Source organism: Pontibacter sp. SGAir0037, assembly GCF_005491705.1.
Taxonomy (GTDB): Bacteria; Bacteroidota; Bacteroidia; order Cytophagales; family Hymenobacteraceae; genus Pontibacter.
This window is the reverse complement of record NZ_CP028092.1, coordinates 2,997,249-3,016,803: the sequence shown is the minus strand read 5'-3', so window position 1 is coordinate 3,016,803 and position 19,555 is coordinate 2,997,249. Positions and strand designations below refer to the sequence as shown.

Sequence of the window (19,555 nt, the reverse complement as noted above, 5' to 3'; positions counted from 1 at the left end):
ATGAGCGCTGTAAAAGTAGATGCGCTGGCAGCCTATGCTGGCACCTATCAAAAGCAACTGATCGCGCAGGCGGTTAACGGCATGGATGTCGCTCAGGACGTAACAGTTCTGCCAGGCATCAAAAAGGCCACTCAATTCACCAAGCTTACCGTTGGTAGTATCCTAAAGCCTTTCAACTCCACTCACCAGCCAACTGCAAATGCTTTGCAATATTCTGGTCAGATTCTGGAAGTGAAGGTAGGTAAGGCTGACTTACTCATTGATACAGATGACTACCGCCAAATTTGGTTATCTGAACTGATGAAGGCTGGTGTTAACCCGAATGATATTCCAGAGGAAAAATTCACTTGGGAGCAGGTAATGAAAGCGTTTGGTGCTGAGCTGAACAACACTACGGCTTATAGTGGTGTGTATAATGCTTCTGGAAATAGCGCTATTGATGTAGCTAACGGCTTCGGAACGATCCTGGCTGCTGCTATCACAGAGACAAAAGTAACTCCGGTTGTAACTGGTGCTATTACTTTAGCGGATGCTGTAGAGCAGATAGAAGCTGTATACAAGTCGCTTCCTGTTGTGTACCGCAACATGAACACTGTGGCATACATGAGCTTTAACAGCTATGATTCTTACTGTGAGAACTATGCAGAGCGTTTTGGAACACAGCCTATCTATAACCAGTTCGGGCAGCTGTATTTGAGACATTCAGCCGGTAAATGCTTAATCAAGCCTGTTACCTGGATGGGATCTAGCGGACGCGTTATCATCACTCCAAAAGAAAATATGATAATGGGTACGGATTTGTTAGGAGACGCTAACAAAATCAATACTGTCCCTGATGTATGGACACTGAAAGCAGGTATTGCCATGGCAGTAGGCTTCCAGTTTCGTGACCTTTCTGCCATGCGTGTAAACGATATCCAATAGGAGGTTTAAACATGGCTGAAACTAAGGCACAACTTGAAGATCGTGTAGCTGAGCTGGAACAGGAAATCACTACAAAAGAAGCTGAAAAGGCTTCCCTGCAGTCTATGATTGAGAATCTTTCAAAAGAACTTGCAGAGAAAGTATCTGGACTGGAACAAGCTTTAGCTTCTGAAAAGGAAGCTAAAGCTGCATTGGAGGCCGAAAACGCAGAACTCTTGAATACGCTCCAAGCACAGCATGAGAAGCTTAATGAGGTGGCAGAGAAATCCGTTACCTCTTTATCTCAAACTGTTTCTGTAGATGGAAAAGAGTATGACGTGTCGGTACAGAAGTTCAATTTCAAAGGCAGAGAGATAACTGCTGCAGAGCTTCTGGAAGACGGAAAGCTGCAAAGAGAACTGCTGAAAATCGGTTCAGGTGTATTAAAAGAAATCGTTTAAAAGAGAAGAAATCATGCCATTAGACTTGCAAGATTTAACAGATTTAGGCGGAGCAGACAACACCCCGGGCTTACAGGGTGTTGCTTACTTTGCGCCCCTGAAAGCGTTTGCCGACGGCGGCATTAAAGAACCAGGTGAGGACGGCGTAACTATCGCAACGCCACATGAGTTCAAACCAGGTGAAGGCTTCAGCGAGATTTATGTAACGCTGGACTCTAACCAGTTCAACCTGGCCACAACCGGAGAGCGTGACAGTCGCGGTAAATCAGTTGGGGGTGAATTCTTTCATCCTGGCAACACAAAGGCAGCCGCTCAGTTCGACCGCGTTACCAAAAATCAGTCAGGAATCCTTCTGGTTAAAACTCCTGATGGGGTGGTGCTACAGGCAGGAACGAAAGGCTTACCTGTTGAGATTTCCGGTACTTATGGCTCTGGTCAGCTTTCTTCGGGCCGCCGTGGCTGGACGTTTGCCATTGCTGGCTATCAGAACGGTATGATGTTCTACGAAGGCGCAATTGCCTTGAAGCGTGATGCTGTAGTAGGAGGATAAGATGCCAAAGCTGAAGCCGGAAGTAGCAAGGAAGTATGAGTTCGGTACCCATCACACGAAAGTGGATTGGCGGGGCCGTCTGATCAATCTTTGCGAACTTACCCTCTCAGAGGCTAATGCCCTGGTAGCTTCAGGCAACTTTCCTTACCTGTTGCCGAAGCGCCGAAAGAAATAGTATTCCATAATTGTTTTTTTTGTACTGAAAACCCCTGTTGATGCAGGGGTTTTCTTATTTGTACCGCGTCCTTTTTTGCTGCCTGTAACTGTTTGAAATTCGCTGCATGAGCATACAGGAATGGCTTCACAGCAACCGCGACTACGCCACCGGCAGGCAGCTTTACGAGCAGCACGGCAGCAGCACGGCCTTGAAAAAGGTTTTTGCCCTGGGTGAATCAGTTTATAACCGGGAGCGGCTGCTTGCCGAGTTAAAAGCCTTGCTTCCTGCTGCCCCTCTTCCTAAGCCAGCCGCAGTACCAAAACCTTTGCAAAAGGAGAAACCTGCCAAAGTAAAGCCGATCAGCACTACAGAAAAGCATGTGCTAATCCACAGGGTAAAAGAACAGATGTACAAGCTGTACCGGGAGCGGGAAGAGCAGCATGCTATCATGGGAATGGAGCATTTAGCGGCAGAAGATCGATACAAGCACGCATTAAGGGTGCTGGAGATATCAGACCGGCTAACAGAACTATGGCAGCAGCTCCAGTACATAGAGCAGCACGGAGCCTTGCCTGCCCCTGAGCCGAAGTATACCATTCCTGATAGCGGCGCTGAGATGCTTAAGCTGCTGGCTAACCTGAAAAGCCAGCGCAGCAGGCTGCGAAATAAGCCAGACCGGCAGGAGGATTACCAGCTGGTTTGCCAGCGCATAGAAGAAATTGAAAGGAGATTGAAAGATGGCAACCAGTAAGCACCGCAGAGCCAGGCGCACAGCCGAGGATAACACCTTTGATAGAATATTAGCCTCTTTCTTATCAGAAAAAGCCGAAGATGAGCTAACCCTGCATGAAAAGGAGGTAAGGGCACGCTATGTGGCTATTCAGGCCCTTTCCGAAGCGCATTATCTTGATTCTGATATTATCAAGATTCACATAGAAAAGCAGGAGGAATTAGGCAGGCCAATCAGCCGTGCTACTGCCTACCGTGATCTGGCTGCAGCCCAGGAACTATTTGGAGAAATCAATAAAACAACCAGGCAGGCCAAACGATATGCGTTGCTTCAACTGGCTAAAAAAGGGCTTCAACTTGCCGACAAGTTTGAAGATGCCAGAGGCTATGCCGCCCAAATCCGAAACATGATCATGATTGAAGGCTTGCATAAGGATGATCTGAGCGTGGTAGATCCGGAGCAGGTGCAGCCGCCTCAGTTCATCATTCAGATCGGTTCTAAGCAGGTGGATCTGAATACCCTGAAAGGTATTAAAGACATCGACTTTCAGGAAGTAGTTGAACTGGTGCAGGAAGAACAACTGGATGAGCAAAAAATGCTTGGTTACCTGAACGAACTGGATGAGGAGCGGGAGTAATGGTGGTACGCGACACAAAACAGCTAAAGCTGAACAAACCACAGCTCCTTTCCTTACTGGCCCGGAAGAGCTCTTCCACCAGTGTTTGGGGCCGTGGTACCGGCAAGTCTTCTGATATAGGTAACCTGATCGATGGCATTGTAAAGACAATGCCACGGAGCTGCTGGGCCATTGTGGGGCGTACCTATCAGCAGCTGCTTACCAGAACCCTGCCATCTACTATTGCCGCTTTAGAGCGCTTAGGTTATTACCGGGGTGTGCATTTCTTTGTCGGGAAATCAGCCCCGGAGAACTGGCGCTGGAGTTTGCCTTATCAGTCTCCTTTAGCCTTCAAGCATTTTATCCATTTTTTTAACGGGACAGGCTTTGTGCTGATCAGCCAGGATGGCGGCGGCGGTAGTGCCCGTGGCTTGAACTTAGATGGGGCTATTACAGATGAAACGCTGCTGCTGGATAAGGAAAAGTACGATGATGAAGTTTCGCCTACACTAAGGGCCAATAAAGACAGATTCGGGCACCTGAAGATACACAGGGGCCACTTCCATTTTACTTCCATGCCTCATGGCGACCAAGGCCGCTGGATTCTCGATCAGGGTAAATACCTGCTGGAGAAGTACGATTTTATTACGCTCACCAATGAAATGCTTGATCTGCAGTTAAAGTTTGTAGATTCTCGCGATAAGGAGTACCGGCTTAGGCTGTGGCGCGATATACTGGAAATAAAGAAGCAGATCAGGTTTTACCCCGATAAGAAGGGACTGTACTACAGCGAGGCCAATATCTTTGATAACCTGGAGAACATACCACTAGCCTATCTGCAGGAGCAGCGCGATGTACTGACGGAATTTACCTTTTTAACCGAGGTACTTAATAAAAGGCCCGGCAGTGTGGAGGCTGGCTTTTATCCGATGCTGGATACAAAACGACACACCTACGATGCCTATAACAACGATTACCTGAACGGGCTGGAGTTCAATCTGAAGAAGCTATCGGTGGTAGACAGCCGCATGGATGGGGATTGTGAGAGTGCTCTGCCTTTGCGGATCGCGGTCGATTGGGGTACCAGGATCAGTACGCTTACCATAGCGCAGGACTTACCGAAGGAGTACCGTTTCCTGAAGGGCATGTACGTAAAGCGGCCTAAGCTTATAAAGGATCTGGCAGAACTGTTTACCACCTATTATGCCTACCATCTCAATAAGACGGTCTACTTTATTCAGGACAATGAATGGGGTAACCGGAGATTGCCCAACTCTGACGTTACCTTTAACGAGGAGTTTGTAAGGCACTTAAGGGCTGCCGGGTGGCGCGTGTTGGTAGTGGACCTGGGGCGTGTAGCTTCTCCGCAGGTTCGGTATCAGTTGGCTCACGCCCTGCTATCACCAGACAGTAGCTTAAAGAAGGTAAGCTTTAACCGCCACAACTGTAAGGATGTGCTTACAGCTATGAGCCTGGCCCCGCTGAGGCAGAACCGCAAAGGAGAATTTGAGAAAGACAAATCAAGTGAGAGGCGAGAGAGCACACCAGCTGAAGAGGCCACACACTTCACCGACACGGTTGACCTGCACTTTGCTACGATCAGGAACCCGATTACCAACAGCACACCAGACTTCTCAGACATGGTGCTTATCTCTTCCTAACTTTTAGCCAAAGCAGAGGAGAAGCCGCAGCCCCGTAAGGTTGCGGCTTTTTTGTTTCATGGCAGCGGCCATTCATATATCACCGTGGCAGCCTCCGGAAATTGCGAAACTATGTTAGTGCACGTCGGGGTGAGAATCTGCAAAATGAGAATAAAAAGAGCAGGGAATGAGGTTAAAGCCTTGTTAGGTAGATGGTTGGCTAGAAATTTTTGAGACAATATCTTTTTGACTATAAAAGCATCAAAATAAAAGAATTCTATAAAAAATTTTCCTAAATGATAGATAATGCTAATCACGACTACTATTCCTAAGATGTTAACTACCCACTCTGGGGTTCTTCTTTTTGGTGAATACATGTTGTACAAATTTTGGAAGCCAACAACAGCTATTAAAAAGAAGGTTCCTTCATTAAAAATATGTATTGTGATTGCACATATCTGTGCAAAATTGGTTCAAAAATTGTATACAAAATTTCACACTTGCCTCCGTACTTTTATAGTGCGAAACAATACAGTGGGACAGATGCCACTTTAAACATAATCTGATTTGTTTACGGGTGGCATTGTGGATTTATAGGGAATCAGTTTCTATAACAATAAGCATTTGCCTCGGTAGAAGGAGTGGAGTGTCCGTAAGGCCTCCTAAATAACCACTGTGTTGTTTCGCAGCTCCCACTCTACCGGGGCAAATGCGTTTAATTAATTTATTATGCGAAACAACACAAAAACAGAAAAGCCATCAGAAATGCATGCCTTTTCCAATCCCATTGTAACAGTAGTTCCGAATGGGCCAGTATTAACTATGAAATGTGGGAGAGAGATGCTTCCGACAGATCAGACCTTTTACCTGCAACTTTCCCGCTTTCTGCAGGAGGTAGAGATAGGGCCACTGCAGGATATATTATTTAGAGTGTTGGTGGAACAGGCCAAAAAGCCGGATCTGATATCTATAGTTCCGGAAGATCATGTTGAAACACTGCACAGCCTCTACGATTTCCTTACCGCCTGTCGTACCGTTTGGGAGTCGGATGATTACGAATTTGAACTTTAATAATAAATAGCACTAAAACTATGGCAAGATTTGTAAATGTAGGAACAGAAAAAGAAAATCTCACTTCACAGCTCTATGTTGATCTGGATAAAGTAGAGATGTATGAGTACTTTCCTAAAACAGAGAATGAGAGGCAACGCTTATTTTTAACTTTGGTTTCAGGGTTCGAATTAAGGCTACATGGTGAATTAGCAGACAAAATACATTCCTATATTGCTCCTTATCAAGGTGTTTCTGAACTTGAGTAAATAAAATAGCCCCTGGTTTGCAGGGGCTTTTTTTATTGTCTTTCCCCTCCAAAACCCTGTCCTTTTTTCCGCTCCTGTAGTGCCCCATCTTCGCAGTGATGAGTGCAACAGGAGTGATACGGCTAACGGAAGTACTGCAGCATATGCAGGCTGGCCTTACGCCTTTCGATATTGCCTACGTAACGCTGGATCAACGCCGGAAAACTGGTGGTGAGATCAAGCGATACACCCAGTGTTTGCTTTCCGGCATAAAACAGAAAAAGGGCAAAGCCACAACAGGCGCAAACCCGAAACCGGAAAGCACCTCATGGGCAAAAAATCCGAACCACTTCGATAACGCAACCCGCAACCTCACGCTCCCCAACGGGCAGAAGCGGAAACTGCATATCTGGCTCATCACAGAATTTAACGGCATGAAAGTCCTGATCTGATGAGTACAGTAGTAAGCGAAGATTTAACCGTAGCCTATTCCCAGTTTACCGTGCTAAAGACAACCGCTTTGTCTGGCGGTACCGCTATGCTCCCCAAAGTAGGCGCAAAGCCCACCACTCCCGCAGAAAAGCAGATGGGTGGCGGCGAAATAGCTTTATGGGGTGAGAATAACCTGTTTCCGGTAGAGGTAATGAAAGATGTGGAATCAGATGCCGTGCTGGCCTCTGGTCTTCGCAAAATTACCGATATGTGGTACGGTGGCGGCCTGGTGTATGGTCTGGTGTCGGGTTTTAATGAAGACGGCACCGAAAAGTTTGAGCGTACCAGTATTCCGGAGGTAGAAGCGTTCCTAAACCGCAGCAGGCGTTACGGCTACGAAGCCCTGCAGGATCTGGCCTACTTTGTAAATGCCTTTCCTGAGTTTATCCTGACAAAAGATCGCTCTAAAATCTGGTCAATCTGTGAGCAGGAAGCCTATCATTCCCGCTATTCCAAACCCGATACGAACGGAAACCTGAATCATTTGTACATCAACGCTAATTGGGCTGATGGTGGCACAGCGGAGAACTCTACCAAAGTTCCGGTAATTGATCCTTACTTCGATACTGCCGAAACCATTAAGGCCCGCAACGATGGCTATAAGTACATTTACCCGATTTCGGTGCCAAGCCCGGGCAAAACAGTGTACCAGCTGGCCAGCTGGAATGCCATTCGCCGTACCGGCTGGCTCGAAGTAGCCAAAGCCATTCCGCAGTTTAAAAAGAAGCTGTTCGAAAATCAGCTGAGCATCAAATACATTATTGAGATACACAGCCTGTACTGGAACTGGAAGTATGGTGATTGGGATGCCAAACCGAAAGAGGAACGCACCCAGATCATCAAGCAGGAAGTAGAGGATTTCAATAAAATCATGACTGGTCCGGATGGAGCAGGCAAATCTATCCTTTCCCTCACTTTCATGCACGGAGGGCAGGAATTTAATGCTTACAAGGTTACGGCCATAGACGATAAGCTGAAAACGGGCCTGTATGTAGAGGATAGTCAGGAGGCTGCTTCTCACATCATGACGGCTTTAGGCTTGCCTACTTCGCTTTACGGTGCCTCGCCAGGGAAAGGAATGGGGGCCGGTAGTGGCTCAGATGCCCGCGTGGCCTTCAACAACTTTATCAGCACCTCCAAGTTCGTGCAGGACCTGGTACTGGAGCCGCTCCATTTTGTGAGAGACTATAACGGATGGCCCGAAAATCTGCGCTTCCGGTTCCTGAACCCGCTCATCATGACTTTAGACAAAGGCAAACAATCTGACCAAGAAGCTTCTTAACACCATGCCGCTAATACTTACCATAGAAGAGTTCAGAGAGCACGTTTCGGTAAACGTAGCCACTGATATACAAACCCTACAGGCAGATGTGCTGCTGGTGGAAGATGAACAGATTAAAAAGCTGTTGGGCTATGCCTTTTACGAGGAGTTGCTGCAGAAATACGAAGAGGGAACCCTCTCTGATCTACAGGACAAACTTCTTAAAAAGCTGCAGAATGCCATAGCTAACTTGGCCGCCGCTGAGTTCCTGCCCATGGCAAACGTGCAGATTGATGATCGGGGAGCGCATGTATTCTCCACCGATACCGAGAAACCGGCTTTCCAGTGGCAGATAAAGATGATCCAGCGCCAGCTGCAGCGCAAAGGCTTCAATGCCATGGAGCGTGTGCTGGAGTTCCTGGAAGAGAACATCGATAACGAAGATTTTAGCGCATGGGCTGAATCCGAAGTTTCTACCGTGTACCGTCAGTACCTGATAAATAGAACTACAGAGTTTAACGAGCATTACAGCATCGGAAACAGCAGGCTTACTTTCCTTTACCTTTTGCCGTTCCTGAAAAAAATGGAGCGTTTCAGCCTGGAGCCTGTATTGGGTACTGCGCTGTTTGAGGAGTTGCAGGAGCAGATAAAAGACAAAGATCTTACGCCTGATAACACAAGGCTCCTTGAGTTGTTCGTGCAGCCTGCGCTGGCACACCTGGTGGTAACCAAAGCCCTTACTTCCGGTGGTTTTGCCTTTCAGGGGGAAGCATTGCTGGTAAACCTGCTTGAAGATACCGACAGCGGCACCAAAAGCACCGCTGTAGACAATGAAAAGCGCCTACAGGCAAAGGTACAGGAAGCCTGGAACGATGGACAGGCATACCTAATGAAGCTGAAAGAGTACCTCAATACCAATGCCTCAGCCACTAAATACGCCTCTTACTACAACAGTAACCTTTATGTAAAGCCAGGTGAGCAGCTAAATGTTGTTTACCGCAACCCGACTAACTCAAAAACATTCGCAGCCCTTTAATCTTTCACCCAATGAACGACCACTTAAAAATCACACCAGCGGGCATTCACATGATGCACGACTTTGAAGGGTGTGTACTTTATGCCTACCAGTGCCCTGCTAAAATCTGGACAATTGGTTTTGGGAATACTTTTTACGAGAATAATACGCCTGTTCAAAAAGGAGATAAAATCACTCAAGAACGCGCAAACGAACTCTTTGCTTTGATTGTGGCAAGGTTTGAGGCACAGGTAAAGAAGGTTGTAACTGTTCCTTTAACAGCTAACCAATTCAGTGCCCTGGTGTCATTTGCCTACAACTGCGGCATCGCCAATTTAAAAAGCAGTACGCTGCTCAAAAAAGTGAATGCTAATCCGGCTGACGGCTCTATCCGAAACGAATTCCTGAAATGGAATAAGGCAGGAGGCAAGGTGCTCTCCGGCCTTACCAGAAGGCGAACAGCAGAAGCAAACCTCTATTTCAGTTAAATCCATGAAGGTTTTTAACATCATTCTGCTGCTTATAGCTGCTAAGTATACTGATGCGCTACAGTTTGTAAACAAATACATCTTTGCTGATTGGGATTTTATACCCTACCTGGTTGTGATAATCACCATAGACACTTTTACAGGTGTGTATGCTAATTGGAAACTAGGCAAACTGCATTCCTTTAAGATGAGGAGCTTGTTTGAAAAGATTCAGATGTATGCAGTGGGCCTTATCATAATCCACGGCATTGCCTCGCATTTAGTAGATGGCTCCCCAAACAAACTAGTGCTACTGGTAGCCCCCTACCTGAAGAATAGTATGTACCTGTTCATGCTGGCCTGTGAGGCGCTTAGTGTGGAGGAAAATCTGAACAAAATAGGTAAAAGCTACCTGCCGAAGTGGATTCGCAAAAAGCTCCTGGATTACAAAGAAACGGGCGTAGTGCCCAAACCTGAAGAGGAAAACCAACCTGTTATACAATGAGAAACTTTATGCTTTTGCTATTGTGCAGCCTGACGCTGCTGGCATGTAGATCTACTGCCTATCCTGTACCTGTTCATCCGGATCAGATCATGTTATCCGAAGAGCTTAAATCCCTTATCCCGATAGGCTCAACAGTAGAGCTTGGGGACTGGTACTACACCCGCCTGAATGACAGTGTAGGACTGGTAAGCCAGAAGGTAGCTCCTGTGATGATGAAGAAGTGTAAGAACTGCGGCAACACCACCATTACAGACAAATCCAAAACAAAGGATAAATCGGAGGTAGTAGATAAGAGTAAAACCAAGGATAAGAGCGACACCACGGTTAAAGACAAATCGGACAGCTCCGTCCGTGTCACAGAAAAGAGTACATCGTGGAGTGGTATTTTCGCTATCCTGATTGTGGCGCTTGCAGGTGTTGCAGCGGTGTATTTAATCTGGAAATGGAATAGGTAAGTTTTTTCATAGTTGATCGTGCATAAGAAGCCGCCTTTTGGGTGGCTTTTTTGTTTGGAACCCTGTCCTTTTTTGCGGCTGTTTTTGCCGCCAATTTAGCGCATATTCTTACCGTTTATGCGCAAATTGGAAATCTACATACCTACCTCCAAAGGCAAAGAAAAGTACATTGGAACGCTCGTTCCTGCTAGTTGGGATGAGCTAAACCCCAGGCAGTTGCTCCGGTGCATGCGCTGGCTATACGGGTTTTCAGTACCGGAAGGAGCTTCTGAAAAAGAAGCCCAGGCGGTTAAAGCTATGCAGAAGCGGATGCTTTTAAAAGAGCTCCTCGGGTTGAAGCCGTGGTACTTCAAGGCCCTTCCGGATATTGCCATTGCCCAGCTGCATAGCTGCACCGATTTTCTGTTTTCCTCCAACAATCTCACAAAGCAGCTGTTGCCTGCCATTGGCAGCCGCTTCCGAAAGTGGTACGGCCCAAAGGAGCGCTTTCGCAATCTTTCTTTTTTAGAATTCATCTTTGCTGATACCTACCACCTGCGCTTTATCAAAACAGGCGATCCCGATTGCCTGCACAAACTGCTGGCCGTGCTTTACCGCCCAAAGGTTGGCTTCCATTTCATCCGCAAGCGTCTGAGTTCCTATTCCGGAGATATCCGGGAGCCTTTTAACGAGCACCTGCTGGAGGCAAGGGCAGCGCAAATGCAAAGGCTTCCGGAAGATGTAAAGCTGGCCGTGCTGGCTTGGTACCGGGGCTGCCGTAACCGGCTTGAACAAACCTACGACTTGGTGTTTACCTCCGAAAACGAGGAGCAGGCCACGAAAAGCAGCGGGTGGGAGCCTGTTTTCCGGCAGATGGCCGGTGGCAAGTTCGGAGATATTGAGCGGGTAGGCAAAGTGCCTGTCCATACCATTCTGGCTGAAATGCAGGACTTACTGCACCAGAAACAAGAATGGGAGAGAAAGAACCCTGTAAAAAAGCATTAACATGACGCATGCCGAATACATGACCCAGGGGCAGCGGCTGGCCGAACGGCACAAGGAGCTGCAGCACTCGGAGAGCAATAACCGCTTTTACCGCATGTACCTGAGCTTTAACCCGGAACAGTTGCTGCTGGATATGACCGACTTCTTTTCAGCTCTGCGAAACAAGATTAAAGACGAGGTGCCCTTTATGGTGCTGCAGAACTACATGAGCAAGTACGCAGATAACAGGGGCGATAACAAAGAAAAGCACCTGGACTGCGCCTTTATGGTGTTGCAAAAACTGGATAAGTCGGAGAACAAAGATGCCGTGTACGATCATACAGAGCAGATCGGTGCGGAGTTGCTGGCTGCCTGGAGGTATCAGTTATTACAGACCTACAAGCACCAGCTTCCGGTGCATGGTATTACCTCTGAGCCCATTGGGCCTATTGGCACCTATTTCTACGGCACGCGATACAATTTCACCATTGTGGCTCCCGCAAACGCAGAGCTGCACTATAACCCATCCAAGTTCTTAGAATAATATGGCAGGAGAAAGATATGCCAGGCTGAGAATATCCTTTACAAACGAACCCAAAGGATCTTCTTTCACCATTACCCTGAACGGCACCAGGCAAACCTTTACAGACGGGGTTCACTTTTACTCCAGTGGTACCGGCTCTGCTTTTAATCAGCCGAACACAGCGGAAAGCGTTGCTGTGGCTATCATCATCAGGCTACAGGATTTAGGCTGGAGGAACCTATATACCGTTGAGACCTATGAGTGGCTGCTGAATATCGGTGGAAACCCCTCTACGTTTAAAGGTATACAGATCAAGGCCAATACCTTCGACAGTGCGCTTAATTTTCAGCCCTCTTCCTTTAACAACCTGAATGGGGCCAACTTTTTTGAAGAGCTGCACGAAAACACGGTTAATCCGCTACAGATTACTACGAATGTGGTAAAAGCTACCTGCTTTGGCAGTAGCACGGGCAGCATAATCGTTTCTGTAGCAGGCGCTGTTGGTAGTGTGTCTTACGCATGGAGCGATGGGGCCGTAACAAAAGACAGGTTTAATCTTCCTGCAGGTATTTACCGTGTTACGGCCGTTGACAGCCAGGGCACCACGGCCGAAGCCACGGCTGAAATTACGCAGAACCCTGTCATAGCTGTAACCGGCAGTGTGGGTAATAACCAGATAACCCTGGAAGTTTCGGGCGGTGTGGCTCCTTATACCTTTTTATGGAATGACGGAGCAACGGTACAAAACAGGACAGGCGTAGATGGGGGCATTTATACGGTTGTTGTCACAGACAGTATAGGCTGCTCCAGGTCGTTCACCTTTACCCAGGAAGAAGAACGCTTTTGCTTTTCCCAAAACCCGGTGTACCTGGAGCTTCAGGCAGACAACCTGCAGTCCAAGCCAAACCTTTCTTTTTTGTGCGAGGTGTGGGTAGAGCCTGTTTACCTGAGCGGAATATTCAAGCAGGTGGCCGTGCTGGAGCATCCTGCCGATAGCGAAGGGAAAACCACCTTCGATGTAAAGGAGTTTCTGCAGCCCTTTCTACAACACCACCTGCCTGAGCCCGGGCAGATGGGGCCAACCATGGCCGAAGGTGCTTTCAAGCGGTTTTATCTGAAGCATACCGAAAAATACGGACTGGTGCCAGTGCCGGGGGAAGTTACTGTAAAGGAAAACCGCTATGTGGTGCAAGGTGGTTTGAGCTTTGAGGAATTCGCCTCTGATACTTTTTTCACTACTTACCTGTTGCAGCGCAAGCCGTTTTTTAGCTGGCAGCCGGCACTTAAAAAAGTGCGGGAGAACCAGCCGGAATACCTGTACTTCATGCCGAATTACTTCGACATTACCTCTTTTTCGTTGCGTGTCAGATATTACTATGCTGACGGCACCTACGCCACCGCCACCTCTTACACGCAGGCAGGGGTAAGGCGCTTTGAACTGTATTGCCTGCCCGTTGGCTTCCTGCAGTTGCAGTTGCAAGGCGAAAAACAGGTGCTGAAATACGAGGTATGGGTAGAGGATCAGAACTCCAGGATACTTACCGAAACACGCACGTATGAGCTGACGCGGGCCTTCGATCAGGTGTGCCGGTACTTCATCTATAATAATTCACTGGGCGGTGTGGATACGCTGGCAGCCACGGCGCTGGCTGATGAAGAGCTCGAGATATCTTCGGAAAGTATAGACAGGGTTTTACTGTCAGGTTACAAGGCTGCAGACGGAGACAGAAGCGTAATCCGGAAGGCGGCACGGCCGAGCCTAAAGCTCAGTTCGGGCTACCTATCCTCGCAACAGGAGTTGGATGCGCTTACGGATTTCGTGTTGAGCTGCAATGTGAAGCTTCTGGAAAATGGCAGATACCGGGCCGGGGAGGTTGTTCTCAAGAACTTTAACCGGAAGCGGGAGGATGAACCGCGGCATTACCTTGATTTTGAATTTGAAATGGCAGCCTTCCATAGCTATACCCCGCCTTTGCAATGATCGCTTTTAAAATCAACGATGAGTACCTGGACTTAGAGTCTGGTACCTCCATTGAAATAAAGCTGGTAAACCCGCTTTTTAACAATGATTTTGAGCAGGGCATGCTAACCTATGACTTCAACGTGAAGGCTACGCCCAAAAACCTGCTTTTGCTTGCTTTTGCAGGGCACCTGAGTCTCCGTACTTCTGCTGTGCAGGCACTGCCCTGCCAGATGTGGCTCAATAACCAGCTGTGGCGGGTAGGAAAGCTGCAGGTGCTGGAACGGACGGAAAAGAACTACCGGGTAAACTTCCAGAGCGATGCCGGGGCTTTGGATGAGCTGGCGGAAGATCGGCTTCGGGAAATTGATTTGGGATCTGTGCAGATGAACAACAGTGTAAAGGCACTGTATCCTGTCGATAAGGTAGCGCAGTTCCCCGTGCGCAATACCGGCTTTTACAAAGAGCCTCCCGTGCTTTATAGCGGCACTATGAATAATTTCTTAAACGGTTTTAACGAGGCTCCCAAAGTGCCATTCCCTTACCTGGTGCATGTGTTGCATCAGCTGATGGCAGCGTATGGATGGACGGTAAAGGGGCAGTGGCTGGAAGAGGAGGCCACCAGGCGCCGCGTTATTTTTAACACCGTGGCCGTGGATAACGGGGAGGTGGTGGTAAACCGGCATGTGCCCGACCTGACGGCTGGCGAGTTTTTGAAGGCGATCAGGAAGCGCTACGGGCTGGGCCTGGTATTCCGGACGAAATCAAAAGAGCTGGAGCTGGTGAGGTTGCAGGATGCGCTGAAGTCCACGTCTTACCAGGATTGGACGTGGCGGGTACAGCGGGGCTATACTTGGGCTCCCAATAAAACAGACGGATTTACTTTGCGCGAGGAGCTGGATTCGGAAGATGATCTGCAGAAAGAGTTGACGGAAGATTACGGCACGCTTGTTTTTGGTAACGGGAAAGAAGTGGTGGAAACAGGGGTGGGCTCTACAACCATGGAAACCTTACCATGGGGTGCGGTCGTGCCGGGTGTTTCTCAGTTAGGAGGCTCTTATGAAGAACCTTCCAAATTCAGCTTTCGCGTGCTTTCCTACAGGGGGCTTGTAGACAATGCACCGGCTGCGGAGAACGAAACGTGGGACGATTTGCAGGATGCCCTGCAGGAGTGGTATACCTGGAAAGGGCAAACGGAGCTGATACAGCGTACCGTGAACCTGCATGTGTCGCACCTGCTGGAGCTTGATCCGCTTTGGAAAATATTTGTGCGGTCGGAGGAGGGTACTGTTAAAGCCTTCTGGAGTGAGATAGATATTACCGTCAGCCTGAAAGACGGTATACGCCCTGCCAAAGTTAAATTCTTAAAAATTATGCAATAGCTATGGCAGAGGAAATCAAATCAGATATCCAGATAGCGGAGGAGTGGCTGGAATGGTCTATCAGCGACTGGAAAAAAGAGCAAAATCGCCTCCGTATCGGCAAAACCAAAACACTTTTGAACAGCCTTCGGGGGAATATCTCCGGTGGCGAGGGCATTCGGGTGCAGGTTGAGGTATTCTATGCCTGGTATGGGCAGATGGTGGATATGGGCGTTGGCCGTGGCACCAGGAGCGGAGGCCAGAAAGATAACAGCACCATGCGCAGAGTTTTAGGCAAAGGAGCGGGGCATGACCGCAAAGCCAAACGATGGTACAGCAAAGGCAAGGCCAGTATGGGGTTTCAGACTATCCGTTTAGCAACCCTTTTAGGGGAGGCCAAGGCAAAAGAGGCTGTCCGGAAAATAGCAAATAGTGTCGATCATAAGCACGTAATAACAATCAAATAACATGGCACAGACAGAAGAACGCCACATAAAGATCATCATGGATGGCAAGCAGGTAAACGCCTCTCTCAAAGAGATGGAGGGCGCTGCAGCTGTAATGAACAACCAACTCAAAAAGATGAGTGCCGATGATCCGAAGCGTAAAGACCTGCTGAAGGATTTTCAGGAAATGCGGAACCGGATTAAATCCACTAAAGATGAACTTTATGGCGTACAGAAGGCATCACTAGCCTCTAAACTTGGGCTGGATGGTATTACATCAGCATCAGGCTTAATGAAGGCAGGTTTCCAGGCAGCCGTGGCAGCCTTCCTGCCTTTACTTGCTTTTCAGTCTATAGTAGAACTGGGCCGTAAATTTCTGGGCTTGGTAGATCACATAGACGAAGTAAAAGGCAAAATTCAGCAGCTAACAGGGGCGCAGGGGCAAATGCTGGATGATATGTATGTGCGCGTGCAAGCCATATCAGAAACCTTTGACGAAGAATACAATGATGTAATCAAGTCTGCCAATGTGCTGATGAAGGAGTTTGGCATTACGCATGAACAGGCATTTGATCTGATTGAAAAAGGTTACTTATCCGGAGCAAACGCCAGCGGTGAGATGCTGGAACAGGTAAAGGAGTATTCCACCCAGTTTGCCGCTTCCGGGGCATCTGCCGAGGAGTTCTTTGCGATACTGGTAAAAGGTGAAAAAGCGGGCATTTTCTCAGATAAGGCAGCGGATACTGTGAAAGAATTCGGGCTCCGGATCAGGGAGCAGACCAAGGCCACAGGTGAGGCACTGGATGCTGCTTTCGGACAGGGCTTTACGGATAAGGTGTTTGAAGGGATTAACAATGGCTCCATGACGACAATGGAGGCCCTTCGCATGGTAAGTAAGGAAATGAATAACACTCAGGTGCCTGCAAGCGAACTACAAACAGTTATCGCTGACGTTTTCGGAGGGCCAGGTGAAGATGCCGGTTTAGCCTTCCTGCAAAGTCTGCATGAGGTAAGCGGTGGTATGGATGGAATGATCGACCTTACCAACACTCTCACCTCTGCACAGTATGACCAGCTGGAGGCCAATAAAGAACTTGCTGCTGCAGAGGAAGAGCTGGGGAGTGCCTTCAGTGGCACAGGGGCAACTATAGAATGGCTTTGGACCAAGATGAAGACATTTGGCCTTGAAATTATCACCAAATGGATCAATGACTTCAGAATAATGGGCTATGAGGTTAATGGCTTTGTGGCTTCTCTAAAAAGCTTGGGAGGCAGTATCAGTGATTTATTTTCTGCCATGATGGACGGAAACTTATCTGGTATGGCTAGTGCCTGGAATAACATGGGTACCAAAGCTTCTAATGCATATTACGATGCCTATGCTACGGCTGCCAAAAAAGATTTAGCCGACCTTCAGAAAATGGAGGAACAGGAAAAGGCAAAAGCAGAAGCCGAGGCTAAAGCCAGAGCCTTGAAAGAGGCAGAGGCTACCAGAGCCGAGAAGGCAAAACAGGCCGAAAAAGCAGCAAAGGAAGAGGAAAGGCTCCGGAAGGAAGAAGAGTCGCGCCTGGCCAAGGCATTGGAACAATACAAGGAAATGAAAGCGAAAGCGGAAGTTGAAGCTGGTAAGCTAAAAATTGCCGTCATGGAAGACGGTGTCGAGAAAACCTTAGCGAGTCTCAGATTTCAGCATGAGCAGGAAATAAAAGAGCTTGATAAGCAGCGTGCTGCTGTAATGGCGAATATTGCCATTACGGAAGAAGAAAAGCAGGCCCTGCTGGCTTCCTATGCAGAGCAGGAGAAGTTAAGGCAGGAAGAACTAAAGATTGCTGAGGAGGAGGCCAAAGTTGCCGAACGCGAAAAGGAAAGAGAAAAGTGGTTTGAGCAACTGGAAGAGGATGAAGAATATAAAGCCGCCGTATTGGAGGAACAGTTTTTGGCTGCCTATGATGCAGAGACAGCCAGAGAAACGGCTTTGGTGGAACTTCATAAGCAAACATTAGAAAAAAAACTGGCCGATTTAAGAGCCCACGGAGAAGGCGAAACCCTGGAGGCGCTGAAGATTAAAAACGAGTTGTTAAAAATCGAAAAAGATAAAGCTGACTCGGCTAAAGCGATTGCAAAAGAACGGGCTATGTTCGAAAACGAAATGAATATGCTGCGTGTAAGCGGTGCAGGGGATGCCTTAGATAGCTTAATGGGCTTTATGAATGAAGAGTCAGATGCATACAAAGCTTTTAAAACTATCAGAAAGGCCGTTTCGGTAGCGGAAGTATTCCTTAACCTGGAGAAGGAGCAGGCTCTTAATGCCGCTACAGCGGCAGCCAATCCTTTGAACAGCGTCACTCTAGGTGCGGCGGGCGCAGCTCAGTTAAAAGTTATGAATACCCTGTCAACAATTAGGGCTGTAACCTCTATAGCTAAAATAGCTGCTTTTGCTAAAGGAGGTAGTACTGTGCCTATGGTAGAAGTTAACGGTGCCTGGCAAATGGCCAGCGGCTACAGCGGGGGTAGCATTGGTGCTTTTGCGGATGGAGGTATGGTAAACAATGCCCGTTTGGGGCTTATAGGAGAGCGCGGGGCTGAGTGGGTGGGTCCTAACTGGATGCTGACCAGTCCGAAATATGCCGCCACCTTTTCCTGGCTGGAGGCTGAAAGGCAGCGTGGAGGGGTAAAGGCTTTTGCTACGGGTGGGGCTACGGCTCAGATGCCTGCTGCTCCTGAAGTGGTGGATAACTCTCTTTTGCTGCTGGACGCTTTGCAAGCGATCAATAACAATCTTATTATAAACAATGAGAAGATAGATGAGTGGCAGCGGGAGTTGCATGTAATCTATAATGCCGGTGGTGCTTCACAAGCTATGCAGCTCAGAGAGGAAATGGAAAGAAGAGCAGGTATTTAATTGTTTCGTGAATTTATATATACAGATTTTTATATTTGTGTATAAATTCAATCTTAACACTTTTTTATGAAAAATCTTTACTTTTTAGGGGTGATGGCGGCGACATTGCTAAGCTCCTGTAGTGCCTCTTTTCAGGTCGTGGAAACAGCTTCAAGTGATGTCAAAACCGATGGGAAAGAATATGTGTTCAATACAAATGAAGTGGCTGTTCACTACAATCTTTGGGACGGACGAGGGAATATCCTTTTCAATATTGAGAACAAATCCAATTCTCCTATTTATGTTGATTTGGACAGGAGCCACTTAATTGTGAATGGAAGTAGCGTCGATTATTATTTAGAGGAGGAGACCACAACATCTGTAAAATCCGGAGCTGCCAGAGGGTCCTGGGGTACCTTATGGAGCGACCAATATGAAGTTAGCAGGAAGGCAAAGATGAAAAAGGTAGTGGAGGTTCCTCCTCAAAGCTTCATTACTGTAGGAGGAAGAACTATTATTTCAGAACCTCTTTCAGATTGTGGTATCAATAAGATAAAGAGAGGCGGCATAGCTTCTTCTGGCACTTTCACTGAATCGGACTCTCCTCTTACTTTTAGGAACTATATTACTTACTCTAATAGCTATGATCTAGCTAGTGCAAACGTGGTTCAGAATGAATTTTATGTTGTAAGAGTTCATAACATGACAACGTCTACATTTAATGGCAAGACTATAAAAGAAAAAGATTGTCCTGGTGAGTTTTCAAAAGAGCGAGCAGAGTTGCCATTTGCTAAACCTCAGAACATTGTTTTAAAAATGAAGAGTTCGAGTGCCTTCTAAGCCTTTATGAATATAATATTTCAAAGCCCCT

General features: G+C 47.6%; 22 protein-coding genes. All 22 read left to right on the top strand.

Annotated features, from left to right (window positions below; genetic code table 11):
* The 22 genes from C1N53_RS12325 (at position 1) to C1N53_RS12225 (ending at position 19,524) form a co-directional block, all read left to right on the top strand.
* Complete coding sequence (locus C1N53_RS12325; protein WP_137759601.1) at positions 1-924, top strand: hypothetical protein; 924 nt, start codon at positions 1-3, stop codon at positions 922-924.
* Between the two features lie 11 nt (positions 925-935).
* Positions 936-1,364, top strand: a complete 429-nt coding sequence (locus C1N53_RS12320; protein WP_137759600.1) for a hypothetical protein — start codon at positions 936-938, stop codon at positions 1,362-1,364.
* 13 nt (positions 1,365-1,377) lie between these two features.
* Positions 1,378-1,914, top strand: a complete 537-nt coding sequence (locus C1N53_RS12315; RefSeq protein WP_137759599.1) for a hypothetical protein — start codon at positions 1,378-1,380, stop codon at positions 1,912-1,914.
* 1 nt (position 1,915) lies between these two features.
* The gene (locus tag C1N53_RS22550; RefSeq protein WP_168194022.1) at positions 1,916-2,089 is read left to right on the top strand and encodes a hypothetical protein; all 174 of its coding nucleotides are present in this window, start codon (positions 1,916-1,918) and stop codon (positions 2,087-2,089) included.
* Positions 2,090-2,195: 106 nt separating this feature from the next.
* A complete protein-coding gene (locus tag C1N53_RS12310) occupies positions 2,196-2,822 on the top strand; it encodes a hypothetical protein (protein WP_137759598.1) in 627 nt (208 codons plus the stop codon).
* Complete coding sequence (locus C1N53_RS12305; RefSeq protein ID WP_137759597.1) at positions 2,809-3,438, top strand: hypothetical protein; 630 nt, start codon at positions 2,809-2,811, stop codon at positions 3,436-3,438. The genes C1N53_RS12310 and C1N53_RS12305 overlap by 14 nt, the downstream gene beginning before the upstream one ends.
* Positions 3,438-5,078, top strand: a complete 1,641-nt coding sequence (locus C1N53_RS12300; RefSeq protein WP_137759596.1) for a hypothetical protein — start codon at positions 3,438-3,440, stop codon at positions 5,076-5,078. Before C1N53_RS12305 ends, C1N53_RS12300 begins: the two co-directional genes overlap by 1 nt.
* A gap of 708 nt (positions 5,079-5,786) precedes the next feature.
* Positions 5,787-6,128, top strand: coding sequence for a hypothetical protein (locus tag C1N53_RS12295; RefSeq protein WP_137759595.1), 342 nt, complete (start codon positions 5,787-5,789; stop codon positions 6,126-6,128).
* A gap of 20 nt (positions 6,129-6,148) precedes the next feature.
* Positions 6,149-6,376, top strand: coding sequence for a hypothetical protein (locus C1N53_RS12290; protein ID WP_137759594.1), 228 nt, complete (start codon positions 6,149-6,151; stop codon positions 6,374-6,376).
* Between the two features lie 98 nt (positions 6,377-6,474).
* Complete coding sequence (locus C1N53_RS12285) at positions 6,475-6,807, top strand: hypothetical protein (RefSeq protein ID WP_137759593.1); 333 nt, start codon at positions 6,475-6,477, stop codon at positions 6,805-6,807.
* Positions 6,807-8,129: a hypothetical protein gene (locus tag C1N53_RS12280; protein ID WP_137759592.1), complete on the top strand. Its 1,323-nt coding sequence runs from the start codon at positions 6,807-6,809 to the stop codon at positions 8,127-8,129. The genes C1N53_RS12285 and C1N53_RS12280 overlap by 1 nt, the downstream gene beginning before the upstream one ends.
* A 4-nt stretch (positions 8,130-8,133) precedes the next feature.
* A complete protein-coding gene (locus C1N53_RS12275) occupies positions 8,134-9,144 on the top strand; it encodes a DUF6712 family protein (protein ID WP_137759591.1) in 1,011 nt (336 codons plus the stop codon).
* Positions 9,145-9,155: 11 nt separating this feature from the next.
* Positions 9,156-9,611 (top strand): lysozyme, encoded by a 456-nt coding sequence (locus tag C1N53_RS12270; protein ID WP_137759590.1) that lies wholly within the window; start codon positions 9,156-9,158, stop codon positions 9,609-9,611.
* Between the two features lie 4 nt (positions 9,612-9,615).
* Complete coding sequence (locus tag C1N53_RS12265) at positions 9,616-10,095, top strand: phage holin family protein (RefSeq protein WP_137759589.1); 480 nt, start codon at positions 9,616-9,618, stop codon at positions 10,093-10,095.
* Entirely contained in the window at positions 10,092-10,550 is a 459-nt protein-coding gene (locus tag C1N53_RS12260) for a hypothetical protein (protein WP_137759588.1), read from the top strand. Before C1N53_RS12265 ends, C1N53_RS12260 begins: the two co-directional genes overlap by 4 nt.
* A gap of 117 nt (positions 10,551-10,667) precedes the next feature.
* Positions 10,668-11,534 (top strand): hypothetical protein, encoded by an 867-nt coding sequence (locus tag C1N53_RS12255; RefSeq protein WP_137759587.1) that lies wholly within the window; start codon positions 10,668-10,670, stop codon positions 11,532-11,534.
* A gap of 1 nt (position 11,535) precedes the next feature.
* Entirely contained in the window at positions 11,536-12,057 is a 522-nt protein-coding gene (locus C1N53_RS12250; protein ID WP_137759586.1) for a hypothetical protein, read from the top strand.
* Between the two features lies 1 nt (position 12,058).
* Positions 12,059-14,017, top strand: coding sequence for a SprB repeat-containing protein (locus tag C1N53_RS12245; RefSeq protein WP_137759585.1), 1,959 nt, complete (start codon positions 12,059-12,061; stop codon positions 14,015-14,017).
* Positions 14,014-15,378, top strand: a complete 1,365-nt coding sequence (locus C1N53_RS12240) for a hypothetical protein (RefSeq protein WP_137759584.1) — start codon at positions 14,014-14,016, stop codon at positions 15,376-15,378. Before C1N53_RS12245 ends, C1N53_RS12240 begins: the two co-directional genes overlap by 4 nt.
* A gap of 2 nt (positions 15,379-15,380) precedes the next feature.
* Positions 15,381-15,824 carry a hypothetical protein gene (locus C1N53_RS12235; protein WP_137759583.1) on the top strand — a complete coding sequence of 148 codons (444 nt, stop codon included), beginning with the start codon at positions 15,381-15,383 and terminating at the stop codon, positions 15,822-15,824.
* Position 15,825: 1 nt separating this feature from the next.
* Entirely contained in the window at positions 15,826-18,705 is a 2,880-nt protein-coding gene (locus C1N53_RS12230; RefSeq protein WP_137759582.1) for a phage tail tape measure protein, read from the top strand.
* A gap of 66 nt (positions 18,706-18,771) precedes the next feature.
* Positions 18,772-19,524, top strand: coding sequence for a hypothetical protein (locus tag C1N53_RS12225; protein WP_137759581.1), 753 nt, complete (start codon positions 18,772-18,774; stop codon positions 19,522-19,524).
* Positions 19,525-19,555: the final 31 nt, after the last annotated feature.

Excerpts from the sequence above, each read along its gene's own strand:
- C1N53_RS12325 (WP_137759601.1), top strand. The coding sequence starts at position 1 with ATGAGCGCTGTAAAAGTAGATGCGCTGGCAGCCTATGCTGGCACCTAT.
- C1N53_RS12320 (WP_137759600.1), top strand. The coding sequence starts at position 936 with ATGGCTGAAACTAAGGCACAACTTGAAGATCGTGTAGCTGAGCTGGAA.
- C1N53_RS12295 (WP_137759595.1), top strand. The coding sequence starts at position 5,787 with ATGCGAAACAACACAAAAACAGAAAAGCCATCAGAAATGCATGCCTTT.
- C1N53_RS12230 (WP_137759582.1), top strand. The coding sequence starts at position 15,826 with ATGGCACAGACAGAAGAACGCCACATAAAGATCATCATGGATGGCAAG.
- C1N53_RS12315 (WP_137759599.1), top strand. The coding sequence starts at position 1,378 with ATGCCATTAGACTTGCAAGATTTAACAGATTTAGGCGGAGCAGACAAC.
- C1N53_RS12305 (WP_137759597.1), top strand. The coding sequence starts at position 2,809 with ATGGCAACCAGTAAGCACCGCAGAGCCAGGCGCACAGCCGAGGATAAC.
- C1N53_RS12225 (WP_137759581.1), top strand. The coding sequence starts at position 18,772 with ATGAAAAATCTTTACTTTTTAGGGGTGATGGCGGCGACATTGCTAAGC.
- C1N53_RS12285 (WP_137759593.1), top strand. The coding sequence starts at position 6,475 with ATGAGTGCAACAGGAGTGATACGGCTAACGGAAGTACTGCAGCATATG.
- C1N53_RS12255 (WP_137759587.1), top strand. The coding sequence starts at position 10,668 with ATGCGCAAATTGGAAATCTACATACCTACCTCCAAAGGCAAAGAAAAG.
- C1N53_RS22550 (WP_168194022.1), top strand. The coding sequence starts at position 1,916 with ATGCCAAAGCTGAAGCCGGAAGTAGCAAGGAAGTATGAGTTCGGTACC.
- C1N53_RS12300 (WP_137759596.1), top strand. The coding sequence starts at position 3,438 with ATGGTGGTACGCGACACAAAACAGCTAAAGCTGAACAAACCACAGCTC.
- C1N53_RS12240 (WP_137759584.1), top strand. The coding sequence starts at position 14,014 with ATGATCGCTTTTAAAATCAACGATGAGTACCTGGACTTAGAGTCTGGT.
- C1N53_RS12235 (WP_137759583.1), top strand. The coding sequence starts at position 15,381 with ATGGCAGAGGAAATCAAATCAGATATCCAGATAGCGGAGGAGTGGCTG.
- C1N53_RS12270 (WP_137759590.1), top strand. The coding sequence starts at position 9,156 with ATGAACGACCACTTAAAAATCACACCAGCGGGCATTCACATGATGCAC.
- C1N53_RS12245 (WP_137759585.1), top strand. The coding sequence starts at position 12,059 with ATGGCAGGAGAAAGATATGCCAGGCTGAGAATATCCTTTACAAACGAA.
- C1N53_RS12250 (WP_137759586.1), top strand. The coding sequence starts at position 11,536 with ATGACGCATGCCGAATACATGACCCAGGGGCAGCGGCTGGCCGAACGG.
- C1N53_RS12260 (WP_137759588.1), top strand. The coding sequence starts at position 10,092 with ATGAGAAACTTTATGCTTTTGCTATTGTGCAGCCTGACGCTGCTGGCA.
- C1N53_RS12310 (WP_137759598.1), top strand. The coding sequence starts at position 2,196 with ATGAGCATACAGGAATGGCTTCACAGCAACCGCGACTACGCCACCGGC.
- C1N53_RS12290 (WP_137759594.1), top strand. The coding sequence starts at position 6,149 with ATGGCAAGATTTGTAAATGTAGGAACAGAAAAAGAAAATCTCACTTCA.
- C1N53_RS12265 (WP_137759589.1), top strand. The coding sequence starts at position 9,616 with ATGAAGGTTTTTAACATCATTCTGCTGCTTATAGCTGCTAAGTATACT.
- C1N53_RS12280 (WP_137759592.1), top strand. The coding sequence starts at position 6,807 with ATGAGTACAGTAGTAAGCGAAGATTTAACCGTAGCCTATTCCCAGTTT.
- C1N53_RS12275 (WP_137759591.1), top strand. The coding sequence starts at position 8,134 with ATGCCGCTAATACTTACCATAGAAGAGTTCAGAGAGCACGTTTCGGTA.